This window comes from Lysinibacillus sp. NPDC096382 (genome assembly GCF_044762845.1).
In the GTDB taxonomy this organism is placed as follows: Bacteria; Bacillota; Bacilli; order Bacillales_A; family Planococcaceae; genus Lysinibacillus.
In genome coordinates this window covers 1-23,686 of sequence record NZ_JBIWFC010000020.1, presented here as the reverse complement: position 1 = coordinate 23,686, position 23,686 = coordinate 1, and the positions used below count along the sequence as shown (strand labels likewise).

Below are 23,686 nucleotides of genomic sequence, written 5' to 3'. Positions count from 1 at the left end.
TTGATTTCCGTTGTGACTGACTTCCTCTATTTCAAAGGATGTTTGGGACACCCGCTGAAAGAAGTTAAAAAAACCTACCCTTTTGTTAAAAAAGAGTAGGCTGAATGCTTTTATTTATTACGCACGAGAAACGTAAGAAGCTTCTTCTGTATTGATGATTAACTTATCACCTTGGTTTACGAAGAATGGCACTTGTACAGTAAGACCAGTTTCAAGAGTTGCTGGTTTTGTACCACCAGAAGCTGTATCACCTTTGATACCAGGCTCTGTTTCTGTTACTTCTAGCTCAACAGTGTTTGGTAATTCAACACCTAGCATTTCACTTTGGTATGATTGAATATGAACTTCCATGTTTTCTTTTAGGAATTTCAATTCATATTCAATTGCAGCTGAAGAAAGTTCAGTTTGCTCATATGATTCTAAGTCCATGAAAACATGATCGTCACCTTGTGCATAAAGGTATTGCATTTTACGGTTATCGATTTGTGCTTTTTCAACTTTCTCACCAGCACGGAAAGTTTTTTCATTTACTGAACCGTTACGTAAGTTACGTAATTTAGAGCGTACGAACGCAGCACCTTTACCTGGTTTAACGTGTTGGAAATCTAACACGCGATATAATTGGCCATCTACAATAATTGTTAGGCCTGTACGGAAATCGTTTACTGAAATCATTTGTGTTCCTCCATAGTTTATAAAATAATAAGTTCTTTTGACGAATGAGTAAGCAGTTCATTACCTGTCTCTGTGATTAAAATATCGTCCTCGATACGTACACCACCGATTCCCGGTAAATAAACTCCTGGTTCAATCGTTACGGCCATACCTGGCTCTAGCACCGCTTCTGAACGTATTGATAAGCCAGGGCCTTCATGTACTTCAAGACCAATCCCGTGTCCTAATGAATGACCAAATGCCGCGCCATATCCTTTTTCTGTTAAGTAGTTACGCGCAATCGCATCCGCTTGAATCCCTGTGAAGCCAGGGCCAACCTTTTCAAGTGCTAAAAGCTGGGAAGCAAGTACTGCGTTGTACATATCCACTAATTTTTCAGATGGCTCGCCAACTGCCACAGTACGTGTAATATCCGAGATATAGCCATTGTACAATGCTCCATAGTCTAATGTGACAAAGTCGCCTTTTTCAATCACTTTATTCGTTGCAACGCCATGTGGTAAAGCTGAGCGAAGACCAGACGCAACAATTATATCAAACGAGGATTGAGTTGCTCCTTGTTTACGCATGAAAAATTCTAATTCATTCGAAACTTCAAGCTCTGTTTTACCAGGCTTGATGAAGTTTAAGATATGTGTAAATGCGTGATCAGCAATTTCACACGCAACCTTAATAATATTAATCTCTTGTTGCGTCTTAATCAAGCGAATTTTTTCAATTAGCCCAGAAATCGGCACTAAATCAGCTTGAATTTTATTTTTATACAGCTCATATGTGCCATAGCTAACAGTATCTTTCTCAAAGCCCAATAATTTGATACCCATATTTTTTACTTGTGTTGCAATTTCTTCAATGATCGTCGTCTCATGCTTTACAATTCGGAAGTCCTGTACTTGCGCAGCTGCTTGCTCTGTATAACGAAAATCCGTGATAAACACAGCATCATTTTGAGACACAATTGCTACGCCCGCTGTTCCTGTAAAACCAGTCATATAACGACGATTGTACTCGTTTGTAATTAAAATGCCGTCAATATTTTGTTCCTGAAGTGCCTTACGAAGCTTTTGTAATTTCATCATAATCAATTCTCCCTCTCAATAAATGTGCGTAGTGCCAGTTCATAGCCTTTCGTACCTAGTCCACTGATTTGACCAAGGCATGCCGGAGCGAGATAAGAATGATGACGGAAAGCCTCACGTTTATGGATATTTGAAATATGTACTTCTATAACCGGCACAGAAATCCCTGCAATTGCATCATGTAACGCAATGCTTGTATGGGTATATGCACCGGGATTAAAGATTATACCATCATATTTTTCGTCCTCTGCTTCATGTACCCAATCAACAAGTACCCCTTCGTGATTAGATTGACGAAACTCGACAGTGGCACCTAAAGACGACGCAAGATTCTGAATATTATTTTTCACATCTTCTAATGTTTCGTAACCATAAATATGTGGCTCTCGTTTACCTAGTCGATTTAAATTAGGTCCATTCAAACATAATAACTTCACGCATATTCGCCTCTTTCTATGTACTTGCCATTATTTTATCATACAAGGCGCATACAGCAACTAATTTCCTTTTTGTGCTGTGTGCTCCTTTTGATGAAAATTCGCAGTTTCAAGCAAGAAACGTAATAGACAAATAACAATGACTATGAAAGGGATCGAGAGTTTTTTAAAGGAAGAAGATTGTAAAGGCAAATCCAGAACAATCCATTCTAATGTCATGGACAAAAAAAGACCAAGCAAAAAAGAAGATAGCACAGCTGGGATAATATAGACATATCTCAATGTAATAAATAATAAAAATCCAATCAAAAATAAGACTAGGATGAGAAAGCTCCATTGAAATAGTTTTGAGCTACCTTCAAATATATCCCACTTCTTATAAAAACCTATTGGATTCCATTTAATAAGATGAAAGTATTGAAGTCCCTTTAAACACAATGCTAAAACTAGTGCGCTAACGAGCGATGTTATACTAGCTACTTTCAAGTAAAATCCTCCTAACTTGTACCCGAGTATATGTTCAAACGTTAATCATTTCCTAAACTGTACGATTAGTGTAACCATATAAAAATTTTACTATGCGTAACTCTAGAGGTTTTTCACTAAATTTAGTACAATGGTACAGTTGAAATATATAAAGAGAGTGGTGTTAGCCTTGAGCAATTCACCTGTATACGGGGGACAAGCACAGTTAGAAGGTGTAATGTTCGGAGGAAAGGAACATACGATTACCGCTATTCGCCGTAACGATGATTCCATTGATTATTATCATTTTAAAAAAGTTCAAAACCCTATTTTACAAAAGCTTAAAAAAATTCCATTGGTACGGGGCGTTGTCGCACTGATTGAATCAGCCGGTTTAGGCTCTCGCCATATGCAATTTTCAGGAGACCGTTACGACGTTACACCTGGCGAAGAAGCAGAGCATAAAGAGGAAGGCTCGAGACTTCAAATGATTTTAGGAGTTGCAGTTGTAGGTATCCTTTCCTTTTTATTTGGTAAATTTGCCTTTACATTAATTCCTGTATTTATTGCAGATTTTTTCTCTAAATGGATAGAGGGCAAAACCGGTCAAATTTTACTTGAAAGCGGCATTAAGCTATTTTTACTACTTACCTATTTGTATTTTATATCTTTAACTCCGCTAATTAAACGAGTGTTCCAATATCACGGTGCAGAACATAAGGTTATAAATTGCTATGAAGCTGGTATGGCAATAACAGTGGAAAATGTGCAAGCACAATCACGCTTACACTATCGTTGCGGTAGTAGTTTTATGCTGTTCACTGTGTTTGTAGGCATGTTTTTATATTTCTTCGTACCAACTGATCCACTTTGGTTACGCATTTTGGACCGTATTCTCTTAATTCCCGTTGTTCTTGGTATATCATTTGAAGTACTTCAAGCGACAAATGCATGCCGTAATATTCCTGTGTTACGCTTCCTTGGCTATCCAGGCTTATGGCTACAATTACTGACAACACGTGAGCCTAAGGATGAACAAGTAGAAGTAGCTATCGCTTCCTTCAATATGCTGCTTCAAGTTGAGCAGCAACCAGAAATCGCCGCTACTTTGAATCATGATTAATTAATCAATTATGCCTCGGCATAATTCCGACATCTGTCGGAGGCTTTAGGCCAGCTAATATTGGTCACTTAGCCACAGAGTTCCACTATTTAGGTGGATGAATGAACACCCACTTAAAGTTAAAGGGGCAAGTCCATATTTAGTTGGACTTGCCCCTTTTTATAGTTTTTATAATGACTGTACAGCAATTATTTGCTGCTTTGCTTTCTCGTACTCTACTTCCAAAGTTTTAAGTATTTCACGAACGGACTCGCGTTTGACAATGTTAGTAATGCCATGTCCGGCAGACCAAATATCTCGCCATGCCTTGACATTTACTAGATGTGTTAAATCAATGTCCTCTCTCGGCTTCAATGTTGCAGGATCAATGCCTTCCTTTAATAAGGATGGAATTAACACATTTACATGGACACCGCTAAAGGCGTCGGTATATAAAATATCAGAGGTATCACTGTCAATCACCATATTTTTGTACTCCTCAGGCGCATTTCCTTCATCACAAGCTAAAAAACGAGTACCCATATAGGCAAAGTCTGCTCCCATTATTTGAGCGGCTAATACGTCTGCACCGCTAGAGATGGAGCCTGATAAAATGATCGTTCCCGTAAAGAATTTCTTAACCGCAGATACAAAGCCAAATGGGTTCAGTTGCCCGCCATGCCCACCAGCACCTGCACAAACAAGAATTAGTCCGTCTACACCTGTTGCCGCAGATTTTTCGGCATGTTTAACGTTCGCAACATCTGCATAGACCTTTCCTCCATAGCCGTGAACAATTTCTATAACTCTCTTAGGATTACCTAATGAAGTAATGACAATTGGTGGCTGGAATTGTTCAATTAACTGTAAATCTTCCTCAAAACGCGGATTCGCTACAGGGTGACATATAAAGTTGACTGCCCATTGCTCAGTAGGTAGCGCCTTTTTTATTTCTTCTAGCCACTCAGCACATGCTGAAGCGGGTCTTGCATTTAATAATGGAAATGAACCGATAGCCCCTGCTCTACTAGCTTCAATAACCATCTTAGGGTTAGAAACTAAAAACATCGGAGCTACTATAATTGGTAAACTAGACATACACTCTCCCCCTTATACTTAAATATTTCGAGAGAGTTCCTGAAAATCCTACTAAAAAATTCAAATTTTTTGTTTGCCCCCACAACTTAGGGCATCCCCCTCATTAAAAAATATGGTTTTAGTTTGGTCGCTTATTTTAGAACCCTTGATATTTTAAGGGATTAAAATTATGAAATTAACTCAATTAATTATTTTGACCATATTGTTCTTTTGTTATCATCTTTTATTAAAACTACTTCTGAAAAATCCCCATAATCTCTCTTTTCTAGTGAAATATTGAAATTATCAAGAGAGTTACCGAAATTTATCAACTTAGACTTAATATTAATATAGATTACACCATCTTTTTCCCATATTTTTTCACCAGAATAAGAGGAACCACTTTCAGCAATACTTCCTTTAATTAAAATTTTCTCATCTCCTATATTAACTTCACTTATTGCAATACTTTCAGGTGATACCGTTGTCGTAAAAAAAATCATGGCTATACCTCCTACAGCTAAAATAATTATTATTAAGGTAATTATTAAGCCCTTTTTCATACAATCCCCACCTCGATTTCCCTAAATTTATAATTGTTATTATAGTTTAATAGAGACTTAATTCCACTGAGTACTTTGTGAGGGTGATCCTGTCCCATTTGCATAATAGACTTTATACGTATGTGTAAAACCTAGTCCACTCACATATCCTGTTTTACTCTTGATACTATCTCCCAAAGTTGTAGGAGTTTTTATTGTTGAGCCTGCACTTAGTTTAACAGAAGAAACTGAATTCCATACATCTACAGCAAAGCTAGAGCAGTTGTTTAATGTTGACCAAGAATCTCCATTAATTATTTTTGAATTTATTGTATCTAATTGAGCCTGTGTTAAATCCATACTCAAAGATACTCGATTTGAATAAGCTCCTTGAGAAACAAATTTTGATTCTAATCCATACCATAAACCAGTATGTTCAGATTTATTTCCCCATGTCCCTACAGATATTAATTTATATTGCGCTATACCACTAAGCTTGCCGACACTGATTGAAGTTGATTTATAATTAGATACTGTTATCCATGCATGTCCAGAGGTACTTGGAATCGAGCTCCCATTATCTGCGTCTGAACTAGCATAAATAGTTAAACCAGCAACTGCATTAGTTTTGGCAAAAGGAACTATATCAGTAGTTTCACCTAATGTCGGCTCTGCTATTACGTCAGTTGACGCAAAAGCCTTTAAAGGAGAAAATGCTACTAAAACTAGTGAAAGTAACAATAGTGTACTGAATAAGATTTTTTCAAGTTAATTCCTCCTAAATTTAATTTTTTGATAAATAAATGAAGATAAAAAAAGTGCCTATCCGTCTTTTTGACGAGATAGACACTTTTTCATTATTTTATAGGCCACATTTTAACTGTGCAGCACAGTTTGTACATGTATTACAGCCACCGATTTCCTCTACAGTTCCTTTACGGCATACAGGGCAAGTATTCCCTACATCCGAACCGATAACTGTTGTCGATTCTAACGCTTGAATCGTATCTACTAATACAACAGGACGCTTCGTTGGTACTTCTACTAATTCTTCCTCGAATGATAGTTGATCCATATCATTTTCTTCAGCTTTTAGTGTCAGTACTTGTGAATCACGGCTACCATCTACATAGACCGTACCACCTTTAGCGCCACCTTTATATAAGCGCTCGTACACTTTTTCAACTTGCTGTACTGTATAACCTTTTGGTGCGTTTACCGTTTTTGAAATGGATGAATCAATCCATTTTTGGATGATACATTGTACATCAGCATGCGCCTCTGGTTTTAACTCCATCGCCGTCACAAACCATTCAGGAAGTTCGTTTTCACTCACTTCTGGATGACGTTCTAAATATTCTTGTACGATCTCTGCTTTTACCTCGATGAATTTACCTAGACGACCTGAGCGGTAATATGTGAACGAGAAGTATGGCTCAAGACCAGTTGCCACGCCAACCATCGTACCAGTAGAACCAGTTGGAGCTACTGTTAGTAAATGCGAGTTGCGAATACCAGTTGCTAAAATTTGCTCTTTAATATGTGCAGGCATTTTTTGCATGAAGCCTGTTTCAGTAAATGCTTTACGTAAACGTGCTGTCTCTTCCTCTGTTGCTCCTACAAGGAATGGGAAGCTACCGCGTTCTTTTGCAAGCTCTGTTGACGCCTCATACGCAGTTTCAGCAATCGTTTTAAAGATTTCATCGACTAGCTCATTACCAGCTTCTGAACCATATTCTTTCTCACAATAAATGAGTAAGTCCGCTAAGCCCATTACGCCCAAGCCAACACGACGCTCTCCTAGAGCTTGTACACGGTTTTCTTCTAAGAAGTATGGTGTAGCATCAATAACATTATCTTGCATACGAACACCAACACGAACTGTTTCACGTAGTGCTTCGTAATCAATTGTTTGATCTTCTTTATTTGCAAACTGCGCTAAGTTCACAGCTGCTAAGTTACACACAGAATATGGTGCAAGTGGTTGTTCCAATTATTGTTATCCTAAAGGCTTTTTATCCTCTAGTTCTTACAGTTCAATTCCTGTAAGCTCAGCATACATTTTCATTACACATTTTTTTCATAAACCTAAGTAGTTCTTTTCTTCCTCTATCTTCCCCAAAGATTGATTTCGAAATCACTCTAAAATCTTTAACTCCAAATTCTTGATAAATGCTTTCAATTAATGGTTGGAGAGTTGATTTTATTTGATTAAAGGGGGTTGCAGTAATAATTTTCTGATTGTCGATTGCCCATTTAATTACAGTCTGTTTAATTTCTTGATGAACTTTTGCTCGCTTTTCAACATAAGTTTGTGTGGCAACTTGAATATTTGAACTTCCAGCGCATGATTGAGTACAAAACCATTTGGATGAAGAAACAATAACTTCAAACTTGCTCCCACAAGTTTTACAGATTCTTTGTTCCCTAGGTTTCTTTTGCTTACCCTTTTGAGCCAAGCCAGATTTTCTTAAACCTTCAATCATTCTTGCTTTCGCCGGACTATTAGATTCCCACAATCGCTTTGTATGTTGTCCAATTATTTTTTTAGTATGCTCATTATGTTGTTGATTGAAATGAGCATTTAACTTGCCATAATTAGCTTTGTTTATTGTTGTATTTTTTGATTCTATCCATTCTGTTATCGTTGAAGTTAACGAAAATGGTACAAGTTTATACATTTCGAGCAAATCTTCATAAGAAATTAATTCGCAATTAATATCATAAGTTGTTTCAATAACCTTTAAAGCTTCTAGAGCTTTTTCTTTCGCCGTAATATCGCGAGACTTAATTTCAACAATCTTTATGATATCACCGTTATCATTATAGAAGAAAAAATCAGGTTTATAAAATTTGAATCCAATATTAAATACTTTGTCTTCATAGCCCCAAGAAATTGAATGATAATCTAGAAATTTGGCATATGCATACTCATATGAACTTCTTAAATAATATGATTTATAAAAACCTGCATAACCTCTGTTCATTTGATCACAGCCTTTCTCTAATTAGGCCAGTCTAATGTTATGTGTAATGTTGCGGTCTCGTGCCCGGGTTATAGTCTACTAAGTAGGATCACCGGGTATGCGTTGCCCCTGACTGAAGTTTTACCTTTAGCCTTCGGTTCGGATTAGCATCTCAGCTTTCCCGCTTTATCCCGCAATTTTTAACGTGAGGCGAAGTCCACCACACGGGTTTGTTGCTACAACGCTTTGACCATAAGCTTTTGCATTAGTCATGTCATTAGCGTTGTCGATGAAGAAAATACCTGGCTCTGCAGAGTATGTTGCACAAACGTTAATTAAATTCCATAATTCCTTCGCTTTAATAGTACGGTAAGTGCGTACTTTATAGCCCATTTTCTCCCATTCACGCACATCGCCAACTTTATGCCATTCGCTGTTGTAAATAGCCATCTCTTCTTTTGTATATTCTTCAACAGCTGGGAAACGAAGCTCAAAGTCAGCGTCATTTTCTACAGCTTGCATAAATTCTTTTGTTAATGTTACAGAAATATTTGCACCAGTTAAAAACTCTGGATTGTGAACCGTATAAGTACCACCATCACGCAGTTTGTTTTCCGCTTCACGAATAATAGCCGTATCAAAACCACCTAAGCCTTCGATACCTTTATAGTTAACAATACCTTGATACATCGCTTCCTCTTGGAATGAAAGAGGCTTAAAGTTTAATTTTTCTTTTGCTAGACGAATAATTGTTTTATCCGTTGTATTTTCGATTAGGTATCGTAGAATACGTGGATTTTGCATTTTTGAAATAATAAATTCCACGATATCAGGATGCCAATCTGCCAGCATAATCATTTGTGCCCCACGCTTTTTGTTACAAAAAAATATTTTAAAATACTTTTCCGATGTGGTCATTTCTGCCACATTCTTATGCTTTCACATAAGATCAGACTATATCATCAAAGAAGGATTTGATTTTTTCATATTTTCTATTGAGTTGTAAGGAACCATGACCGTATAACTTTCGAACAATCTTTAACACATCAGCTTTTCGATAAATGAATAAGTCAACGCATCCTTGTTTTGGGTAAACTTTATGGATGGTTAAAGCTAGTTGTTGATTATGCAAAAATTGGAGTAATGATAAAAGCATTTGACAATTACCTGTAAATCCTATTCTCCCACGCTTGGAAAAATGGCCATCTGCATCAAAAAACCCTCTTAAATAAGCCCATTGCAAATCCTCATTTTTAAAATCAATCCAACTTTCAAAACCTGTTTTTCGAGGTGTAATACCCAACCTCATTAAATCATTGCACATTTCTGTTGAATTAATTGTTAAAGAGTATTTGTTTTGTTCATTCGGTGCATAGCGTTGACGGAATTTAATCGCTTCTTGCATAGATAATTCTTTTGCGATATCTTCAAGTAGTTGCCGGTCCTGTTCAGCAAGTGATAAAATAATCCGCTTCGATTTACCACGATCATTTATAGTACCATCACCTGTAATATAACCTACTAAATAAGCCTTATTTGCAGTATCAATATTTTTAAAATAGTGTTCATCATAATGATACTTCTTATTTTTCAGCTTTCCTGCTTGACCAGGCTTTCTTGCTTTAAAAAGATCTAGCTCTTTATTCCATCTAAAGATTGTTCCTCTTCCAATGTTAAGTGTTTTTGCAATATCAACTTGGCTCATACCATTTTCATGCAACTCAATAATTCTTTTAATCAATCGTTCTTTGTCTCGCGCCTCGTAAGGACGTCTCCGTACATTACGATTTACTTCTTCCATGCTTCCACCTCCGATGTGGTTCAAAGTTTAGGAAGGTTCAATAGTCGTTGAACGTTCAACTACGTTTCCATAGATGCTTCGCTGCTGATTGCCCAATCTTTTCTTTTTTCAAGCATTCACGCCTAACTTCACAGTTTACGTTGTAGCAAGAAAAGCTCTCAGGGTGTTCCAGCAATTCACGAGATTTTAATCCCGCCGTTTTCGGTTAACGGGAACCACCTTGTTCGACAAGATGAGTCAGCTTCGCAATATCATCTAACCATGAAACGGAACCAGATGATTTACCATTTACACCACGTGCTAAAGTGTTACGTGGACGCAATGTCGAACCATTCGTCCCTACACCACCACCGCGGCTCATAATTTCCATTACTTGCTTACGATGATCACTGATACCTTCACGTGAATCTGCTACAAATGGCATTACGTAACAGTTGAAGAACGTTACATCTGTTTCAGATCCTGCTCCATAAATAACTCGTCCAGCTGGAATGAATTTTAATGATACTAACTGCTCATAAAACTTCTCAAACCATTCTTGGCGTTTCTCTGGTGTTTTTTCAACAGCAGCAAGTCCTGTTGCATTTCGTTTTGCGATTTGTTCATAAAATATTTCAAGAGGCTTTTCTAGCACGTCAATTGAACGTGTAATCACACCCGTCTCTTGCTCTTTCGGATCATCTAAAGCACTACGGTAATCTTCCTCAATCAAAATTTCTGCTGTTTTCGTAGACATATCAAGCTTTTGGATTGTCCCTAAACCACGTGCAGGGAATTTCGGATCTGACTTCACTGTTAATACGACAAAATCACCGGCTTTTAACGTTTTCTTCTCCGTATCCTTAAACGAATAGCGATCGATCATTACAAGTCTTGATACACCTTTATGCGTAATGTGCATATCAGGTGTTACAGGATGAACCTGTGGAAATTGTTCAATGTCTTTGTTTAACTGTTTAAATTTGTTTACTTCGGGTTGATGATTTGTGAGTACCATCGTTTTGCCTCCCTTATTCTCTACCTTACAAAATAAATACACAATATCATGTGTCGCTAAACACTACATATTGTGTATATTTCTTTAATTAAGATACTATATATAGTTTTTCAATTCAACTCTTGCAATTTCGAATAGAACCCGAACTGCTTGTTATTACAAGGATTGAACGATAAAAAAATATTTTTCTTATACCATTTTTTATTTTTTGAAGTTCCAATCATCACATGCATATTTTTTTTCTTCTAGTGCATGTACATATTCTAATTGCTCCTCAGAAAGTGTAAATGGTTTTAAATCAATTTGCAACGATTTTGCAAAACCATCTCTAAATGCTGTCACACATTGTTCTATCGTCACTGGTTCTTTAACAAGGTTATTGATAGCAACAGCCTTCTCTGGCATCTTTCTACGCATACGGTCCTTCGCCTCTTCACTTGAAAAATTGAAGACAGACAATAATTTTTCTTGATCTAAATCAAGTAAAATAGCTCCATGCTGTAAAATAACACCTTTTTGACGTGTTTGTGCACTACCAGCTACTTTTTTACCTTCCACGACAAGCTCATACCAACTTGGCGCATCAAAGCAAACTGCGCTTTTTGGTTTCTTTAAGTCTGCTCTTTGTTCTTCTGTATCAGGTACACTAAAATAAGCATCCATACCTAGATTATGAAAACCTTGCAATATACCTTCACTTAACACTCTATATGCCTCTGTCACTGTTTCAGGCATATTTGGATAGCTTTCTGATACAATGACGCTATATGTCAATTCATGTTCATGTAAAACAGCTCTACCACCTGTTGGACGACGAACAAAGCCTAGTCCTTGTTCTCGTACCGCTTCTAGATTAATATCTCTGTTTGCTTGCTGAAAATAGCCAATCGAAAGTGTTGCTGGCTCCCACTCATAAAAACGAATGACTGGTGGAATTAAACCTTCACTATGCCAATCAAGTAATGCTTCATCTAACGCCATATTAAAAGAAGGGCTACATTTCCCTGAATTTAGAAAATACCAAGTTGTCATATTTTCATCTCCTACAAATATTTAATTGAACATTAGCAACGTGTACAAAAATAAGTCTCATCACCATAACGTGGGCGTTCCGGCTGGTCGCTTTGTTGCTGCCGCTTCGCTTTCGCACAGTTAAAACATTTGTTGCTGCCGCTTCGCTTTCGCACAGTTAAAACATTTGTTGCTGCCGCTTCGCTTTCGCACAGTTAAAACATTTGTTGCTGTCGCTTCGCTTCAGCACAGAAAACATCCGCTTCGCTGTAGGATCTCATCTGTGACGCTATGATCCTCAAGGAGTCCCCCTGCCTTCACTCCAATCAACCTGAATATGGCATACGTTTTAACAAATGTCATCCTACTCTAGGTGATGATTAAAAAACAATACTTCTCAAAATTTTGACACTCTGCGTTTAGTTCTATTTTTTATTGAAGTAATCGTCCACCCTAGTCTATGAATGTAGTGGGATGATTCCACTAATAACATCCAGAAATTTAGATAGATTAATTCTAGCCACAATGTAATTTATTTTATCAAACTCATTGGACTATCGCTAGCGCATCTTTTATAATAATAAAGAAGATAGAAAGGGGTAAGAAATTTTGTTGAACATACTTATCACAATCGGTGTTATTTTAGTAGTTGTAATTGCTTATATCGGCATTAATGCCCTACGACTAAAAAAAGCCGTAACAAACCTAACACAAGAACAATTTATTGAAGGCTATCGTAAAGCACAGCTTATTGACGTACGTGAACAAAAAGAATTTGATGCTGGTCACATCCTTGGTGCACGCAATGTTCCTTCGACTACTCTACGTCAACGTCACAAAGAAATTCGCCCAGATTTACCAGTATATTTATACTGTCAAAATACAGGCCGTAGCTCACGTGCTGCTCTATTTCTTAAAAAACGTGGCTACAACCAAATTTACCAACTTCAAGGCGGCTTCCGTACTTGGACAGGTAAAGTAAAGTCCAAAAAACAAAATTAACAAATCAATAAGACATTAGTGACTAATATAAATACATCTACTCATGAAACAAAGTAAATTTATTTGTATTTACCTATATCAATTTTGTTTTAAACAAAATGTAAACCATCTCAGATGACTATGAGATGGTTTCTTTTTGCAAAAAATTCTGAGTTTCTACTATATTATATATATTGTTTAACGTCTGACAAGTTAGTTCTACAGAAAAGGATAAAACAACGTGAGGTAATATACTCATTACATTCACATTCCCATCATCAACATGTGGTTGATTTTTTCGTTCCGACTCAGCGCTTTCCTAGGGGCGTCCGATGACCCGCTAATCCTCAAGAAGTCGCTTTAGTCTCCTCTCCAATCGACTTATAAAATGTCATTCATAATTTTCGTAGATGCGCCACTTTATACTACGAATTAAATAGTATCCTTAAATTAACGTATGTCTAAAAATACTATTTTTCGTAAAGTATTTACCTAGATGAACTCCATTCTTCTTTTTTTCTGAAAATGTTTGAAATTTACCCTTGAATAATTAACTAGGCACTGATAGGATTTATAATATCTTAAAATAATGTCATACAGACATACAATATAAGCTATGAATGCTATGGATAACACTATAGCAGGAGCAGTTCTGGAGAGAGCGCATTTTGCGTCGCCGAAGGGTTCACTATCTCAGGCAAAAGGACAGAGGAGTAATATTAACTTTCAACACGAAAGCTATACCATACGAATGTTTTTCTGTATTTACATACAACATCCGTAATCGGTATTTGTTATTCTGTCGTTTACGAGACTAGTGTCATTACTAGTCTCTTTTTTATTTTCCAGTCATAGTTTTTACGTATCTTTGAGGGGGATCAACGTGGAACAACAACAATTAAAACGTGAATTAAAAAATCGCCATGTGCAGCTCATAGCGATCGGTGGAACAATCGGTACTGGTTTATTTTTAGGTTCAGGTAAAGCCATTGCTTTAGCGGGACCTTCCATCATCTTTGCCTATCTCATTGTCGGAACCGCCTTATTTTTTGTTATGCGGGCATTAGGTGAATTATTATTATCGAATACTGGCTATACATCATTTACCGATTTTGCATCCGAATACATAGGTCCTTGGGCAGGTTACATCACTGGCTGGACATACTGGTTCTGCTGGATCATGACCGCTATGGCAGATATTATTGCAGTCGGCGTTTATACACATTATTGGTTTGATATACCTCAATGGGTGCCTGCAATCGGATGTTTAGTACTGTTACTAATTTTGAATTTGTTAACTGTAAAACTATTTGGCGAACTAGAATTTTGGTTTGCCCTTATAAAAGTCATCACCATTGTGGCACTGATTGTTATTGGCCTAATCATGTTATTTACAGGCTTTCAAACAAGCTCTGGCACAGTGACAGTTGAAAATCTTTGGACAAATGGCGGGTTATTCCCGAACGGCCTATACGGTTTCCTAATGGCATTCCAAATGGTTGTTTTCGCCTTTGTTGGTGTCGAATTAGTAGGAGTTTCTGCTGCAGAAACGGCCAACCCTAAAAAAAATATTCCTTCTGCCATTAATAAAATTCCATTACGCATTTTATTATTCTACGTAGGAGCGTTATTTGTTATTTTATGCATTAATCCTTGGTATGAAATGTCTGCATCAAGTAGCCCATTTGTACAAGTATTTACACTAGCTGGTATTCCAATTGCTGCAGGTATTATTAATTTTGTCGTTCTTACATCTGCTGCTTCAGCAGGTAATAGTGGTTTATTTTCTACTAGCCGCATGCTTTTTAATCTTGGAAACAACAAGCAAGCTTCGCCAAAGTTTGCAAAGCTCAATAAAAACAGTGTGCCAAGTAACGCACTCGTTGTTTCTGCAATTGTAGTTTCCGCTGGTGCATTACTAAGTAAATTAATGCCTGAAAATGCCTTTAGTGTTGTGACAACGATTAGTGCTATTTGCTTTATATGGGTGTGGAGTATTATATTAATCTCTCATATCATTTATAAACGTAAAAATCGCGCACTTCATGAAGCATCGATTTTCAAGGCACCTTTTACTCCGTTCGTGAACTATTTAGTACTTGCCTTCTTTGCATTTTTATTAGTAGTCATGTTCATTTCAGAGGCAACACGTACCGCATTACTATTAACACCAATTTGGTTTATTCTACTAATGATTATTTATAAAATGAAAAGAAAGTAATTTTTTCATTGCAAATTAACAATATAATCAACATCATAAAAAAGATGACTCCATTTATGAAGTCATCTTTTTGAATGGATTAAAAAATATTCATATTCCACTCGGTAGCAATATGCTTTAGTAAATGCACTCCAGCTACACTGTTCCCGATGTCATCAATTGCTGGTCCGTAAATGCCAATACCACAGCCAGTAGGAAAAGGTGAATCTAAGCCCGCGTGACTTGGCACTGCCGCTAAAATTGCTCCAGAGACACCACTTTTTGCAGGTAACCCGATAAATGCTGCAAATTTACCAGAAGCATTATACATCCCGCAAGTAACCATCAACGCCTTCGCTAATTTTGCTACTTGTTTAGGAAATAGCTGTGTTTTTAATAAAGGATGATAACCATCATTGGCAATGACTAAACCAATCATCGCTAAATCTGAAACATTTACTTCAATAGCACATTGTTTCAAATAAACCTCTAATGCTTCTTCTACAGGACAGTCTAAAAAGCCAGAATCCATTAAATAATAGGCTAATGAACGGTTTCGATTGGCAGTTTGCCACTCAGATTGATAGACCTCTTCATTAACCTTTAATTCCTTGCCAACGATTTGTTCTAAAAATTGAAGGATTTTCGAAACCTTCTCTTGTGGAGAACTACCGTCAAGCATAGAGGATACTGTAATCGCTCCTGCATTAATCATTGGATTAAAAGGTTTTCCAGGCTGATGGCTTTCTAGTCGAATAATGGAATTGAAGGTGTCACCTGTAGGTTCAACATCTACTCGTTCTAAAACATAAGGTAATCCCCGTTCCATACACGCTAATATAAATGTAATGACTTTTGAAACACTTTGTAGCGTAAATAGTTCAGTTGTGTCTCCAGCTTTCATTTCCTCATTATTAGTACCGATAATCGAAATCGCTAATTGATTTGGCTCTTTTTCCGCTAAAGCGGGAATATAGCTTGCGCATTGTCCCTCTTTCGTATAAGGACGAAACTGTTTCACCCATTCTGCCGCAAGGTGATTATGATGATTGATATGATCTGTCGGCATTTTGTGATCTCCTTTCAAAAAAAACGGCATTTTTACGCCATAACTACTCAATAAATACACTTTACTAAGAAAAAACTTAATAATAGGCAAAAACAGAGTCTCCATAGTTTACCCTACGAAGACTCTATTTGGTATAACTTTTTAAATACTTTTTAAAGTTTTGTATACTTAGCCTTCTGGAATCAGCAAATCATAAGTCTCCTCATTCAGACGTTCCTTCTTCTTCAATATGTGCTGGATTTCAATTTAATCAACAGCAGTCTATTTCATAAGTTTGCATTTCTCAATCAAGTATTTGTTTTTGCATCGCATCATACAGTGTTTTATTTGGAATAAAATATGACGCTGCCCTCACAAAGGCGATTTCTAACGATGTTTCAGTCATTGCGCCTTATATTTTTGATAAATTTTATACTTGATGTTTTTTAAGCGCTCTGTCACCTTTTCATATGGTTGCACGACATTTGGAGACGATCCTCCTATGGTTGTACCGCATAATGCACGCGCGCTTTTGGCATGATATGCTCACGTAAATAGTTTACCCTACCATTCATTAACTCAACAGCTTCTCATACACTTCTTCCCAGATGTGGTGCAGCTGCTGCATGTGTACTTTTCCCTGTAAACTTAAAAGTAGCCGCATAGTTTGCGAGAGAGGTGTAAGTCATAACAGATAGAAATCGACATCATCGAAAATACTAGCCTTCGCCATATAAGCTTTACCTGAACCATTTTCCTCTCTTCAATCACTTATCCACATATACTTTTTAACATAATGTCATCCAACTTCATCGGAACACTTTGATGTTTTATCACCCAATTTTTGAATTTTATCGATTAACTTTCACGTTTTATCAACCAATTTTTGAATTTTATCGATTAACTTTTACGTTTTATCACCCAACTTTTAATTTATATCAACATCCTCATTCCAGGTACACACATTTAAACCCCGAATAAATTTCTTATCCGGGGTTTTGGTTTAAACTATTTTTATAAATCGTTTGCATACATCTTCTTATATAAAATTTCTAATTTCTTCGAGAGCTTACCGTATGCAGTTTGCCAAGCTTTACGAGCTGCTGCATTATCGTTTGTAGCTGGCACGTAAAGAGCATGAACCTCTGCTACCTTTTTCAAATCACTCTCGGCCTGAGTTAGCTTAGAATAGTTTTTCACGACGCTTTTTTCGGAAGCACTAAGACCATCATATGCTGTACGAATTTCTTTTACTTTCGTCTCCAAGTCATCAATATATTCACCATTTACAAGCAATGAATTAATGGATTCCACTAATTTCAAAGCAATTTCATTAGACTGTTGTTGATTTTTATCTTGATCAATAATAGATTGTCTTATTTCTGGACTTACTAAACTCATTTGTTTTGATGTAAGCTTAGCAAAAGCTTTGATGACAGTAGTTGGGTTACTATTAAATGATTTTTCATACGTCTTCATAAATGATTCAACTTTTTTTACATCAGAAACTGCCGTTGTTAAGATGGAAGCATTCGTAATACGTTTTTTATCGCTAGAGCTTAGCTTATTATATTGCTTTGAAAGCTCATTAATTTTTTCCATTGAAACTGTATACGTATCATTTGAGACAATTTTTGCAATTTCATTATTTAATTTAGTGATATCTGGTGCATTGCCATCTTCTAAACGATTATTGAGCAAATCTTCATATTGCTGTTTTGCAAGAAACTGTTGATTTGCAGGTAGTTTTGCATAAGCAGTTTGTACTGTTTGAATTTTTTTCGCTTGTTTCGTAGCATCCGTTTCTTCTCTTGCGGTTTGCACTTTTTTATGGAATGATTTCACACCAGAAAGATCTTTACTAGCCGCTGTTAATAAATAATAGTTTGTTACATACTTTCGTCCAGCGGAAGATAGGTTTTTATATTTTGTTGTTGCTGCATTAACAGCAGATTCAAATTGTACAAATGTATATTTCGTTACATCAGCAAGCTTATCCACATCAGCCTTTAAAGCCAATGCAGCAGCTTTATCAGCAGGTTCCTTACCATTTGTATTAACTGTAATAGTTGGTGTATTTAATAAAAAATCATTTGCATTATAAACAAGTGATTGTTGTAGACTAGTTAACTTATTATAAGCGTTCAATACATTCGTGTAGTTCGTTTTTAACTTACTTTCAGCTACACCTGGCGTTACTGAAAGTTTTTGATAGGCGTCCATATCCTTAACAACTTTTTCAGCTGCTTTAAAATCTTTTTGCAAGGTTACAATGCTATCATATCCGACAATTTTAGCCGCTGAATTTTTCGTTAAGCCCTTATATTCATTGATAATACGGTTTACATTATTAACATGACTTTGCCAAGTAGTTACTGACGGATCAATTGGGTAACTATCAACCACATCGCCTACATAACTGTCGATCTCACTATTTAATTTGTCTATTTGATTGTTTTCCGCGTTTTCTGCTAGAAGTAATGTATGCATATATTTTGCTGGTACAAGTTGAAGTTGTTTATAAGTTAACTTTTCATAAGACGTACGTATTGATTTTGCTGTAGTCACCTGTTTGCTAGGTGAATCTTTTTCTGACAGCTTATCGAAAAGTTTAATAAATTGTTCAATCTTTTTAATATCCGCTTTAGCATCACTTAAAATTGTTTGATTTTGAACAGTTGCTCGGTAATTTTGAGATAATTTTGCTCTATCCTTTTCAATTGTTTCAACTGCCGCTTGTAAAGATTCTAAGCTAGTAGGTACATACTTCGCAAAGGAATTTTCATATGTTAATAATGCTACAATTGTCTGATTGATTCTTCTAACTTCTTTAAATTCTTCGATATCTGCCGGATCTTTCAAAATGTTTTTAATGCTATTGTATAGCGCATCATTTAGATCTAAGCTACGTTGTAATAAATCAAACTTATCATAGGCCTCATCAATTTCTTTTAAATATTTTGGTAGGTCTTTTTCATTAACCTCTTTTACCTTATCTACTTTCTCATTTAACTTGCTAATTAACTCAACATCTGCAGCTGCTCTCTTTAATACATCATAATTTGTTACATTCGCCTTTGCTGCAGTTGATAGTGCCTGATATTTACTTTCCAATGCCGTGACAGCTGACTTAAAAGATTCTAGACTTGTCATATTATATTTGTTGTCATTTATTAGTAAAGTTTTAATGTCTTCAACCATTGAATCAGAAGGTTCATTCGATACTGACCTCACAGCAGAAACATCAGATTCCACGAAAGAAGATCCTACCTTTGCCTTTACTTTAACAATGATATCTTTCATGCCTTTTTCTAAAGCATCTTTAGGAATTCTGTATGTGTCGTTAGTTGCTCCATCAATAATTGTGAAGGATTCACCAACTTTATAAAACCATTGATAGCTATATGTAATCTGACTGCTTTGTAACTTTGCTCCGGCATCATCGGTTACAATTGCACCTGCGACTTGTACCAATTCACCTGGTACTGCATAATTTGAACTACTATCAATTCTTGGAGCAGTTATTGAAAGTTTGAGGTCATTAATCGAACGGGGTTCACTCTTATACTTATCGCCATTTGTTGTAGTCGCTTCCACGAAAACTGCTTTGCCTGCCGCTTCAACTGGTATTGTAAATGACGCAGTTGTAGCACCAGAGATTGGTTTTTTCGTTGAATCGTTAGAACCATCTACATAATACCACTGATAACCATTAACAATTGAATTTGCTGGTAAGTTTTCAATAGAAGCTTTTAACGTTTCATTTACTATATTATTTCCTGTGACGGAAACTGTATTGGCTGCCGCTCCTGCAACTGTTGGTACAATAAGAGCTACCGGGATAGCTGCTGCTGTCAAAAATAATTTTTTATTCAAATTTACATACCTCCTCTATCATCTATTGAATTATATCGGTTACATTTTTAATAATTCTCTTCATTTTATTGAATAATTCTAAAACGTGCATTTTCTCCCTATTTCAATAACAAAAATAATATTTTTTTGATTATAGAATTTGATTCAAAAAATTAACCCGAACAATATAGCAAGTATTTTTGTAATGAGAATGAAGGAGCATGACAATCCTGTAAAGAAGGTGTTTCCAGTTTAAAGATATATATGTATAATACAACTATTATCAGGATATTAATGGATCATCACCAAAACATGTAGTTGATTTCCGTTCCGACTGGGCGCTTTGCCGCTGACGCTTCGCTTTCGCGCAGAGCAGAGCTTCCTGGGGGCGTCCGATGAGCCGCTTTTGGTGCTGCCGCTACGTTTAAAACTACGCTTTCGCACAGAAAACATCCGCTGCGCTGCAGGGTCTCGGGCCAACACGATGTTGGTCACGAAGGCGTTATCACAGGATGTGATGCTTTTAGCCTTCGTTCCTCTATCGCTGATCCCCGAGGAGTCGCCCAGTCTCTACTCCAAGCAACTATTAACATAGTAGACGTTTTAATAAAAGCTCAACCACAACTTTTGATGATGGACCATATTAATAGGAAACAGGAGCTTGATGGAATTATGGAAAATCTATATGAACCTAGTTTAACAAACAATGAAGTAGACAGGACAAGAAGCTATGAGATTGGTAATCTATTTTTTGTTGCTACATTTGGTGGTATTTTTGCCATTACCATACTAGGTATACAAAACGCTAAATGGCTAAAAATTGAGAAAAAACACATACAGTTGTTAACGATTATTAGTATTGTACTTATTATTGCGAAGCTTGCAGTCGTTTACGCAATTGGTCAACAACTCATCCCCATAGATGAAAAATATATTAAATTTATTGGTCGACTATTTGGGGTTGCCTGTTTTTTCATTTTCTTCGCATTTTTAGACAAGCCGTATAAAGAACATTTAGCAGTAGATGGTGGTGCTGAATCATTATGGAAGCCAGGATTTATCGCAATCATCTTCTCTGGCTTAATCGATGCTTTGGTTACGTTATTCTTACTAGCACTATAGGAAAGGAGATATATTTTGAGTGAATTTGAAGAATATGATGAATATGAAAAACCATCCTTTGAAGTTATCGAGCATTATTTTAATATAGGTAAATATCCCCAAGTTATTGAGCTTATTAATGAGGAATTACATGACAATAGTGAAAATAGCCGGCTTTGGTATATGTTAGCCTACAGTAACTATGCAATAAACGAATTTGGTGAGGCTGAAGAACAATTTCATGAAGCGATGAGATTGGGATTCGATGAGGAAATCATATTTTATTTTCTCGGCCATCTATACATGGAGACCGAGCGATGGCAAGAAGCAGAAGAAGCCTTTCTTGAATCACTTCGCTTAAATCCAAATAATGCAGAAACACATGCAGGCTATGCTGTTTTAATGAAACAAACAGGATATCGTGATAAATCAAAGTTATTAATCAATAAAGCATTAGAATTAGATCCGGACAATTCATATGTATTACGGAGAAACTTTATTTTACAAGGTGTACATGGAAGTAAAGAACAACAAATCCTTGCATTAGAACAATATATGAATTCAGCAGATAGTGAAGTGGCAAAATTGCTGCACCTCGGAATAAATGCCTCCTTCCGAAATAACGAAAAAGAAGCGAAAGAATATTACAGACAAGCCTTTCTTTTAAATCCTGAGGATCAAACATTACTAGCTCTATTAGAAGAGATGGAAATTACAACCCACCCTCTGCTAGCGCCTAATCGTTTTATAGAGCGTTTAGGGGGTCCATCTATCATTTGGCTTGTAGGGATTGGGCTAACCTTTTTATTACTAGCACTAGGGTTTGATAGTATAGCCATGCTGTTTTTAAAATGCTATGTAATCCTTGCACTTTATACATGGATATCAGTTCCATTGGCAAAGGGACTAAGAAAAATAAGGGGTTATAGATATGGATAAAATTAAATGGTTACAGCAAATGGTGGAACAAAGCCCAACTGACCCTCAAGCACATTACTGGCTTGGAAAAGAGCTTGCTGAAAACGATCGTTGGCTAGAAGCTATACAATCGTATTCAACAGGCATTTCTCTCTGTACAGATGATACACTACGTATGGAAATCATAAATGAATTAACAAAAACGAGTTTGCAAATTCAGCAAACGAAGTCAGATGAAATGATTGAGACTACTGAAGACATTGCCGCTTCAGCAGAAGCATTGCTTGAAAGAGAAGACAAAAGTGAAGAAACCGAGTCGGATCAAATAATAGATTTTACACCTAGGTTAAAAATTATTGATGGTAAAGCCCCTAAAACAGTAAAAAAAGGTAAGGAACAAATCACTTTTACGGATGTTGCTGGGCTTGATGACTTAAAAAAGACCATTACTTTACGTATTATTAGCCCATTTTATAACAAAGGTCTATTTGCTAAGTTTCGAAAAAAAGTAGGCGGCGGTGTACTGCTCTATGGTCCCCCTGGTTGTGGAAAAACATTTATTGCCAAGGCAACCGCTGGTGAATGTAAGGCTAATTTCTATCCTGTTCATATTACAGACATATTAAATCGCTATATTGGTGAAAGTGAACAAAATTTAAAAGCGGCTTTTGATAAAGCACGTTTTCAAAAGCCAAGTATTATGTTTTTTGATGAAGTAGACACGATTGGTATGAGTCGGTCTAAAGCTTCTGAATATACTCGAGGAATCATCGACACATTCCTTACAGAGTTAGAGGGAATTGATACAAGCACAGATGAAGTACTTATTATGGCTGCTACAAATACCCCTTGGGATATCGATAGTGCCTTAAAGCGCCCTGGTCGATTCGATCGTCTCATCTTTGTCGCTCCACCAGATAAAAAAGCGAGAGAGCAAATTTTTAAATTGAAGCTAGCAGGAAGATATGCTGAAGAAATAGATGTCGAAACACTAGCTGCTCAAACTGAGTTTTTCTCAGGTGCAGACATTGAAAATACGATTGAATTAGCTACTGAAAATGTACTTGCTGAAATTTTAGCTACTGGTGATGAACGTCCTATCACAACTAATGATTTATTACACGTTTTAGAAGAGATACAGCCATCTACATTAGAATGGTTACGGACTGCCAAAAACTATGTGAAATACGCAAATCAATCAGGACTTTACAATGATGTCGAAAAGTATCTTCGTGTTCACGCTAAACGCATATAATGAATAAAATCAAAAAGACATCTCAACTATGATATGCTCCCCATTAGGTAGACAGATTAAAAAATAAAATCTGTTTATCTAGAGGGCACTGAAAAAGTCTATATCTTTTCACATTGCGAGGTATTCAACGATTTAATCGTTGAATACCTCGCTTTTTTCATTTGGCACTGTGACTC

General features: G+C 36.5%; 18 protein-coding genes, 3 pseudogenes and 1 riboswitch. Of the genes and pseudogenes, 6 read left to right on the top strand and 15 right to left on the bottom strand.

Going from position 1 to position 23,686, the window contains the following annotated elements; translation table 11 throughout:
* Positions 1 to 117: 117 nt before the first annotated feature.
* From efp to ACIQZA_RS21060, 4 genes are read right to left on the bottom strand one after another with little or no spacing between them, the layout of a single operon-like run.
* Positions 118 to 675 carry an elongation factor P gene (gene efp / locus ACIQZA_RS21075; protein WP_142507186.1) on the bottom strand — a complete coding sequence of 186 codons (558 nt, stop codon included), beginning with the start codon at positions 673 to 675 and terminating at the stop codon, positions 118 to 120.
* A 17-nt stretch (positions 676 to 692) separates the two neighbouring features.
* Positions 693 to 1,754 carry a M24 family metallopeptidase gene (locus ACIQZA_RS21070; protein ID WP_402883713.1) on the bottom strand — a complete coding sequence of 354 codons (1,062 nt, stop codon included), beginning with the start codon at positions 1,752 to 1,754 and terminating at the stop codon, positions 693 to 695.
* A gap of 2 nt (positions 1,755 to 1,756) precedes the next feature.
* Positions 1,757 to 2,191, bottom strand: a complete 435-nt coding sequence (aroQ, locus tag ACIQZA_RS21065) for a type II 3-dehydroquinate dehydratase (protein ID WP_402883712.1) — start codon at positions 2,189 to 2,191, stop codon at positions 1,757 to 1,759.
* A gap of 60 nt (positions 2,192 to 2,251) precedes the next feature.
* The gene (locus ACIQZA_RS21060; RefSeq protein WP_402883711.1) at positions 2,252 to 2,677 is read right to left on the bottom strand and encodes a hypothetical protein; all 426 of its coding nucleotides are present in this window, start codon (positions 2,675 to 2,677) and stop codon (positions 2,252 to 2,254) included.
* A 169-nt stretch (positions 2,678 to 2,846) separates the two neighbouring features.
* Between ACIQZA_RS21060 and ACIQZA_RS21055 the strand changes: the two genes are divergently transcribed.
* Complete coding sequence (locus tag ACIQZA_RS21055; protein WP_402883709.1) at positions 2,847 to 3,779, top strand: DUF1385 domain-containing protein; 933 nt, start codon at positions 2,847 to 2,849, stop codon at positions 3,777 to 3,779.
* A gap of 168 nt (positions 3,780 to 3,947) precedes the next feature.
* Here the strand turns inward: ACIQZA_RS21055 and ACIQZA_RS21050 are convergent, their stop codons facing one another.
* From ACIQZA_RS21050 to ACIQZA_RS21010, 9 genes and pseudogenes are all read right to left on the bottom strand, one after another.
* Entirely contained in the window at positions 3,948 to 4,856 is a 909-nt protein-coding gene (locus tag ACIQZA_RS21050) for an NAD(P)H-dependent flavin oxidoreductase (protein ID WP_402883707.1), read from the bottom strand.
* A gap of 188 nt (positions 4,857 to 5,044) precedes the next feature.
* Positions 5,045 to 5,398, bottom strand: a complete 354-nt coding sequence (locus tag ACIQZA_RS21045) for a hypothetical protein (protein WP_400936539.1) — start codon at positions 5,396 to 5,398, stop codon at positions 5,045 to 5,047.
* Positions 5,399 to 5,455: 57 nt separating this feature from the next.
* The gene (locus ACIQZA_RS21040) at positions 5,456 to 6,118 is read right to left on the bottom strand and encodes a hypothetical protein (protein WP_402883706.1); all 663 of its coding nucleotides are present in this window, start codon (positions 6,116 to 6,118) and stop codon (positions 5,456 to 5,458) included.
* 121 nt (positions 6,119 to 6,239) lie between these two features.
* A pseudogene (locus ACIQZA_RS21035) lies at positions 6,240 to 7,367 on the bottom strand (ribonucleoside-diphosphate reductase); the annotation flags it as partial.
* Positions 7,368 to 7,428: 61 nt separating this feature from the next.
* On the bottom strand, positions 7,429 to 8,364 hold the full coding sequence (locus ACIQZA_RS21030; RefSeq protein ID WP_400936533.1) for a restriction endonuclease: 936 nt from the start codon (positions 8,362 to 8,364) through the stop codon (positions 7,429 to 7,431).
* A 198-nt stretch (positions 8,365 to 8,562) separates the two neighbouring features.
* Positions 8,563 to 9,216: pseudogene (locus tag ACIQZA_RS21025) on the bottom strand (vitamin B12-dependent ribonucleotide reductase); the annotation flags it as partial.
* A 76-nt stretch (positions 9,217 to 9,292) separates the two neighbouring features.
* The gene (locus ACIQZA_RS21020; protein WP_402883704.1) at positions 9,293 to 10,144 is read right to left on the bottom strand and encodes a helix-turn-helix domain-containing protein; all 852 of its coding nucleotides are present in this window, start codon (positions 10,142 to 10,144) and stop codon (positions 9,293 to 9,295) included.
* Between the two features lie 208 nt (positions 10,145 to 10,352).
* A pseudogene (locus tag ACIQZA_RS21015) lies at positions 10,353 to 11,141 on the bottom strand (ribonucleotide reductase N-terminal alpha domain-containing protein); the annotation flags it as partial.
* A gap of 201 nt (positions 11,142 to 11,342) precedes the next feature.
* The gene (locus ACIQZA_RS21010) at positions 11,343 to 12,173 is read right to left on the bottom strand and encodes a lipoate--protein ligase family protein (protein WP_185903368.1); all 831 of its coding nucleotides are present in this window, start codon (positions 12,171 to 12,173) and stop codon (positions 11,343 to 11,345) included.
* Positions 12,174 to 12,764: 591 nt separating this feature from the next.
* Here ACIQZA_RS21010 and ACIQZA_RS21005 point away from each other — a divergent pair.
* Together ACIQZA_RS21005 and ACIQZA_RS21000 are read left to right on the top strand one after the other, a co-directional pair.
* Positions 12,765 to 13,154, top strand: a complete 390-nt coding sequence (locus tag ACIQZA_RS21005; protein ID WP_400936849.1) for a rhodanese-like domain-containing protein — start codon at positions 12,765 to 12,767, stop codon at positions 13,152 to 13,154.
* Between the two features lie 621 nt (positions 13,155 to 13,775).
* Positions 13,776 to 13,852: riboswitch (glycine riboswitch) on the top strand.
* 164 nt (positions 13,853 to 14,016) lie between these two features.
* Positions 14,017 to 15,354: an amino acid permease gene (locus ACIQZA_RS21000; RefSeq protein ID WP_402883703.1), complete on the top strand. Its 1,338-nt coding sequence runs from the start codon at positions 14,017 to 14,019 to the stop codon at positions 15,352 to 15,354.
* A 79-nt stretch (positions 15,355 to 15,433) separates the two neighbouring features.
* On the opposite strand, the gene ACIQZA_RS20995 is transcribed toward ACIQZA_RS21000, so the two are convergent.
* Together ACIQZA_RS20995 and ACIQZA_RS20990 are read right to left on the bottom strand one after the other, a co-directional pair.
* Complete coding sequence (locus ACIQZA_RS20995) at positions 15,434 to 16,402, bottom strand: glutaminase (RefSeq protein WP_400936526.1); 969 nt, start codon at positions 16,400 to 16,402, stop codon at positions 15,434 to 15,436.
* A gap of 993 nt (positions 16,403 to 17,395) precedes the next feature.
* Positions 17,396 to 20,257 (bottom strand): hypothetical protein, encoded by a 2,862-nt coding sequence (locus ACIQZA_RS20990; protein ID WP_400936524.1) that lies wholly within the window; start codon positions 20,255 to 20,257, stop codon positions 17,396 to 17,398.
* Positions 20,258 to 20,908: 651 nt separating this feature from the next.
* Between ACIQZA_RS20990 and ACIQZA_RS20985 the strand changes: the two genes are divergently transcribed.
* Genes ACIQZA_RS20985 through ACIQZA_RS20975 form a run of 3 tightly spaced genes read left to right on the top strand, consistent with a single transcriptional unit; the run spans position 20,909 to position 23,510 of the window.
* Positions 20,909 to 21,358: a hypothetical protein gene (locus ACIQZA_RS20985; protein ID WP_400936522.1), complete on the top strand. Its 450-nt coding sequence runs from the start codon at positions 20,909 to 20,911 to the stop codon at positions 21,356 to 21,358.
* A 15-nt stretch (positions 21,359 to 21,373) separates the two neighbouring features.
* Complete coding sequence (locus ACIQZA_RS20980; protein ID WP_400936520.1) at positions 21,374 to 22,276, top strand: tetratricopeptide repeat protein; 903 nt, start codon at positions 21,374 to 21,376, stop codon at positions 22,274 to 22,276.
* Entirely contained in the window at positions 22,269 to 23,510 is a 1,242-nt protein-coding gene (locus tag ACIQZA_RS20975; protein ID WP_400936518.1) for an AAA family ATPase, read from the top strand. Before ACIQZA_RS20980 ends, ACIQZA_RS20975 begins: the two co-directional genes overlap by 8 nt.
* The last annotated feature ends 176 nt before the right edge of the window (positions 23,511 to 23,686 follow it).

What these genes read in the sequence shown, in the direction of transcription:
- efp (WP_142507186.1), bottom strand. Translation starts at nt 675, where the DNA reads ATGATTTCAGTAAACGATTTCCGTACAGGCCTAACAATTATTGTAGAT.
- ACIQZA_RS21070 (WP_402883713.1), bottom strand. Translation starts at nt 1,754, where the DNA reads ATGATGAAATTACAAAAGCTTCGTAAGGCACTTCAGGAACAAAATATT.
- ACIQZA_RS21050 (WP_402883707.1), bottom strand. Translation starts at nt 4,856, where the DNA reads ATGTCTAGTTTACCAATTATAGTAGCTCCGATGTTTTTAGTTTCTAAC.
- ACIQZA_RS21045 (WP_400936539.1), bottom strand. Translation starts at nt 5,398, where the DNA reads ATGAAAAAGGGCTTAATAATTACCTTAATAATAATTATTTTAGCTGTA.
- ACIQZA_RS21030 (WP_400936533.1), bottom strand. Translation starts at nt 8,364, where the DNA reads ATGAACAGAGGTTATGCAGGTTTTTATAAATCATATTATTTAAGAAGT.
- ACIQZA_RS21020 (WP_402883704.1), bottom strand. Translation starts at nt 10,144, where the DNA reads ATGGAAGAAGTAAATCGTAATGTACGGAGACGTCCTTACGAGGCGCGA.
- ACIQZA_RS21010 (WP_185903368.1), bottom strand. Translation starts at nt 12,173, where the DNA reads ATGACAACTTGGTATTTTCTAAATTCAGGGAAATGTAGCCCTTCTTTT.
- ACIQZA_RS20995 (WP_400936526.1), bottom strand. Translation starts at nt 16,402, where the DNA reads ATGCCGACAGATCATATCAATCATCATAATCACCTTGCGGCAGAATGG.
- ACIQZA_RS20985 (WP_400936522.1), top strand. Translation starts at nt 20,909, where the DNA reads ATGGAAAATCTATATGAACCTAGTTTAACAAACAATGAAGTAGACAGG.
- ACIQZA_RS20975 (WP_400936518.1), top strand. Translation starts at nt 22,269, where the DNA reads ATGGATAAAATTAAATGGTTACAGCAAATGGTGGAACAAAGCCCAACT.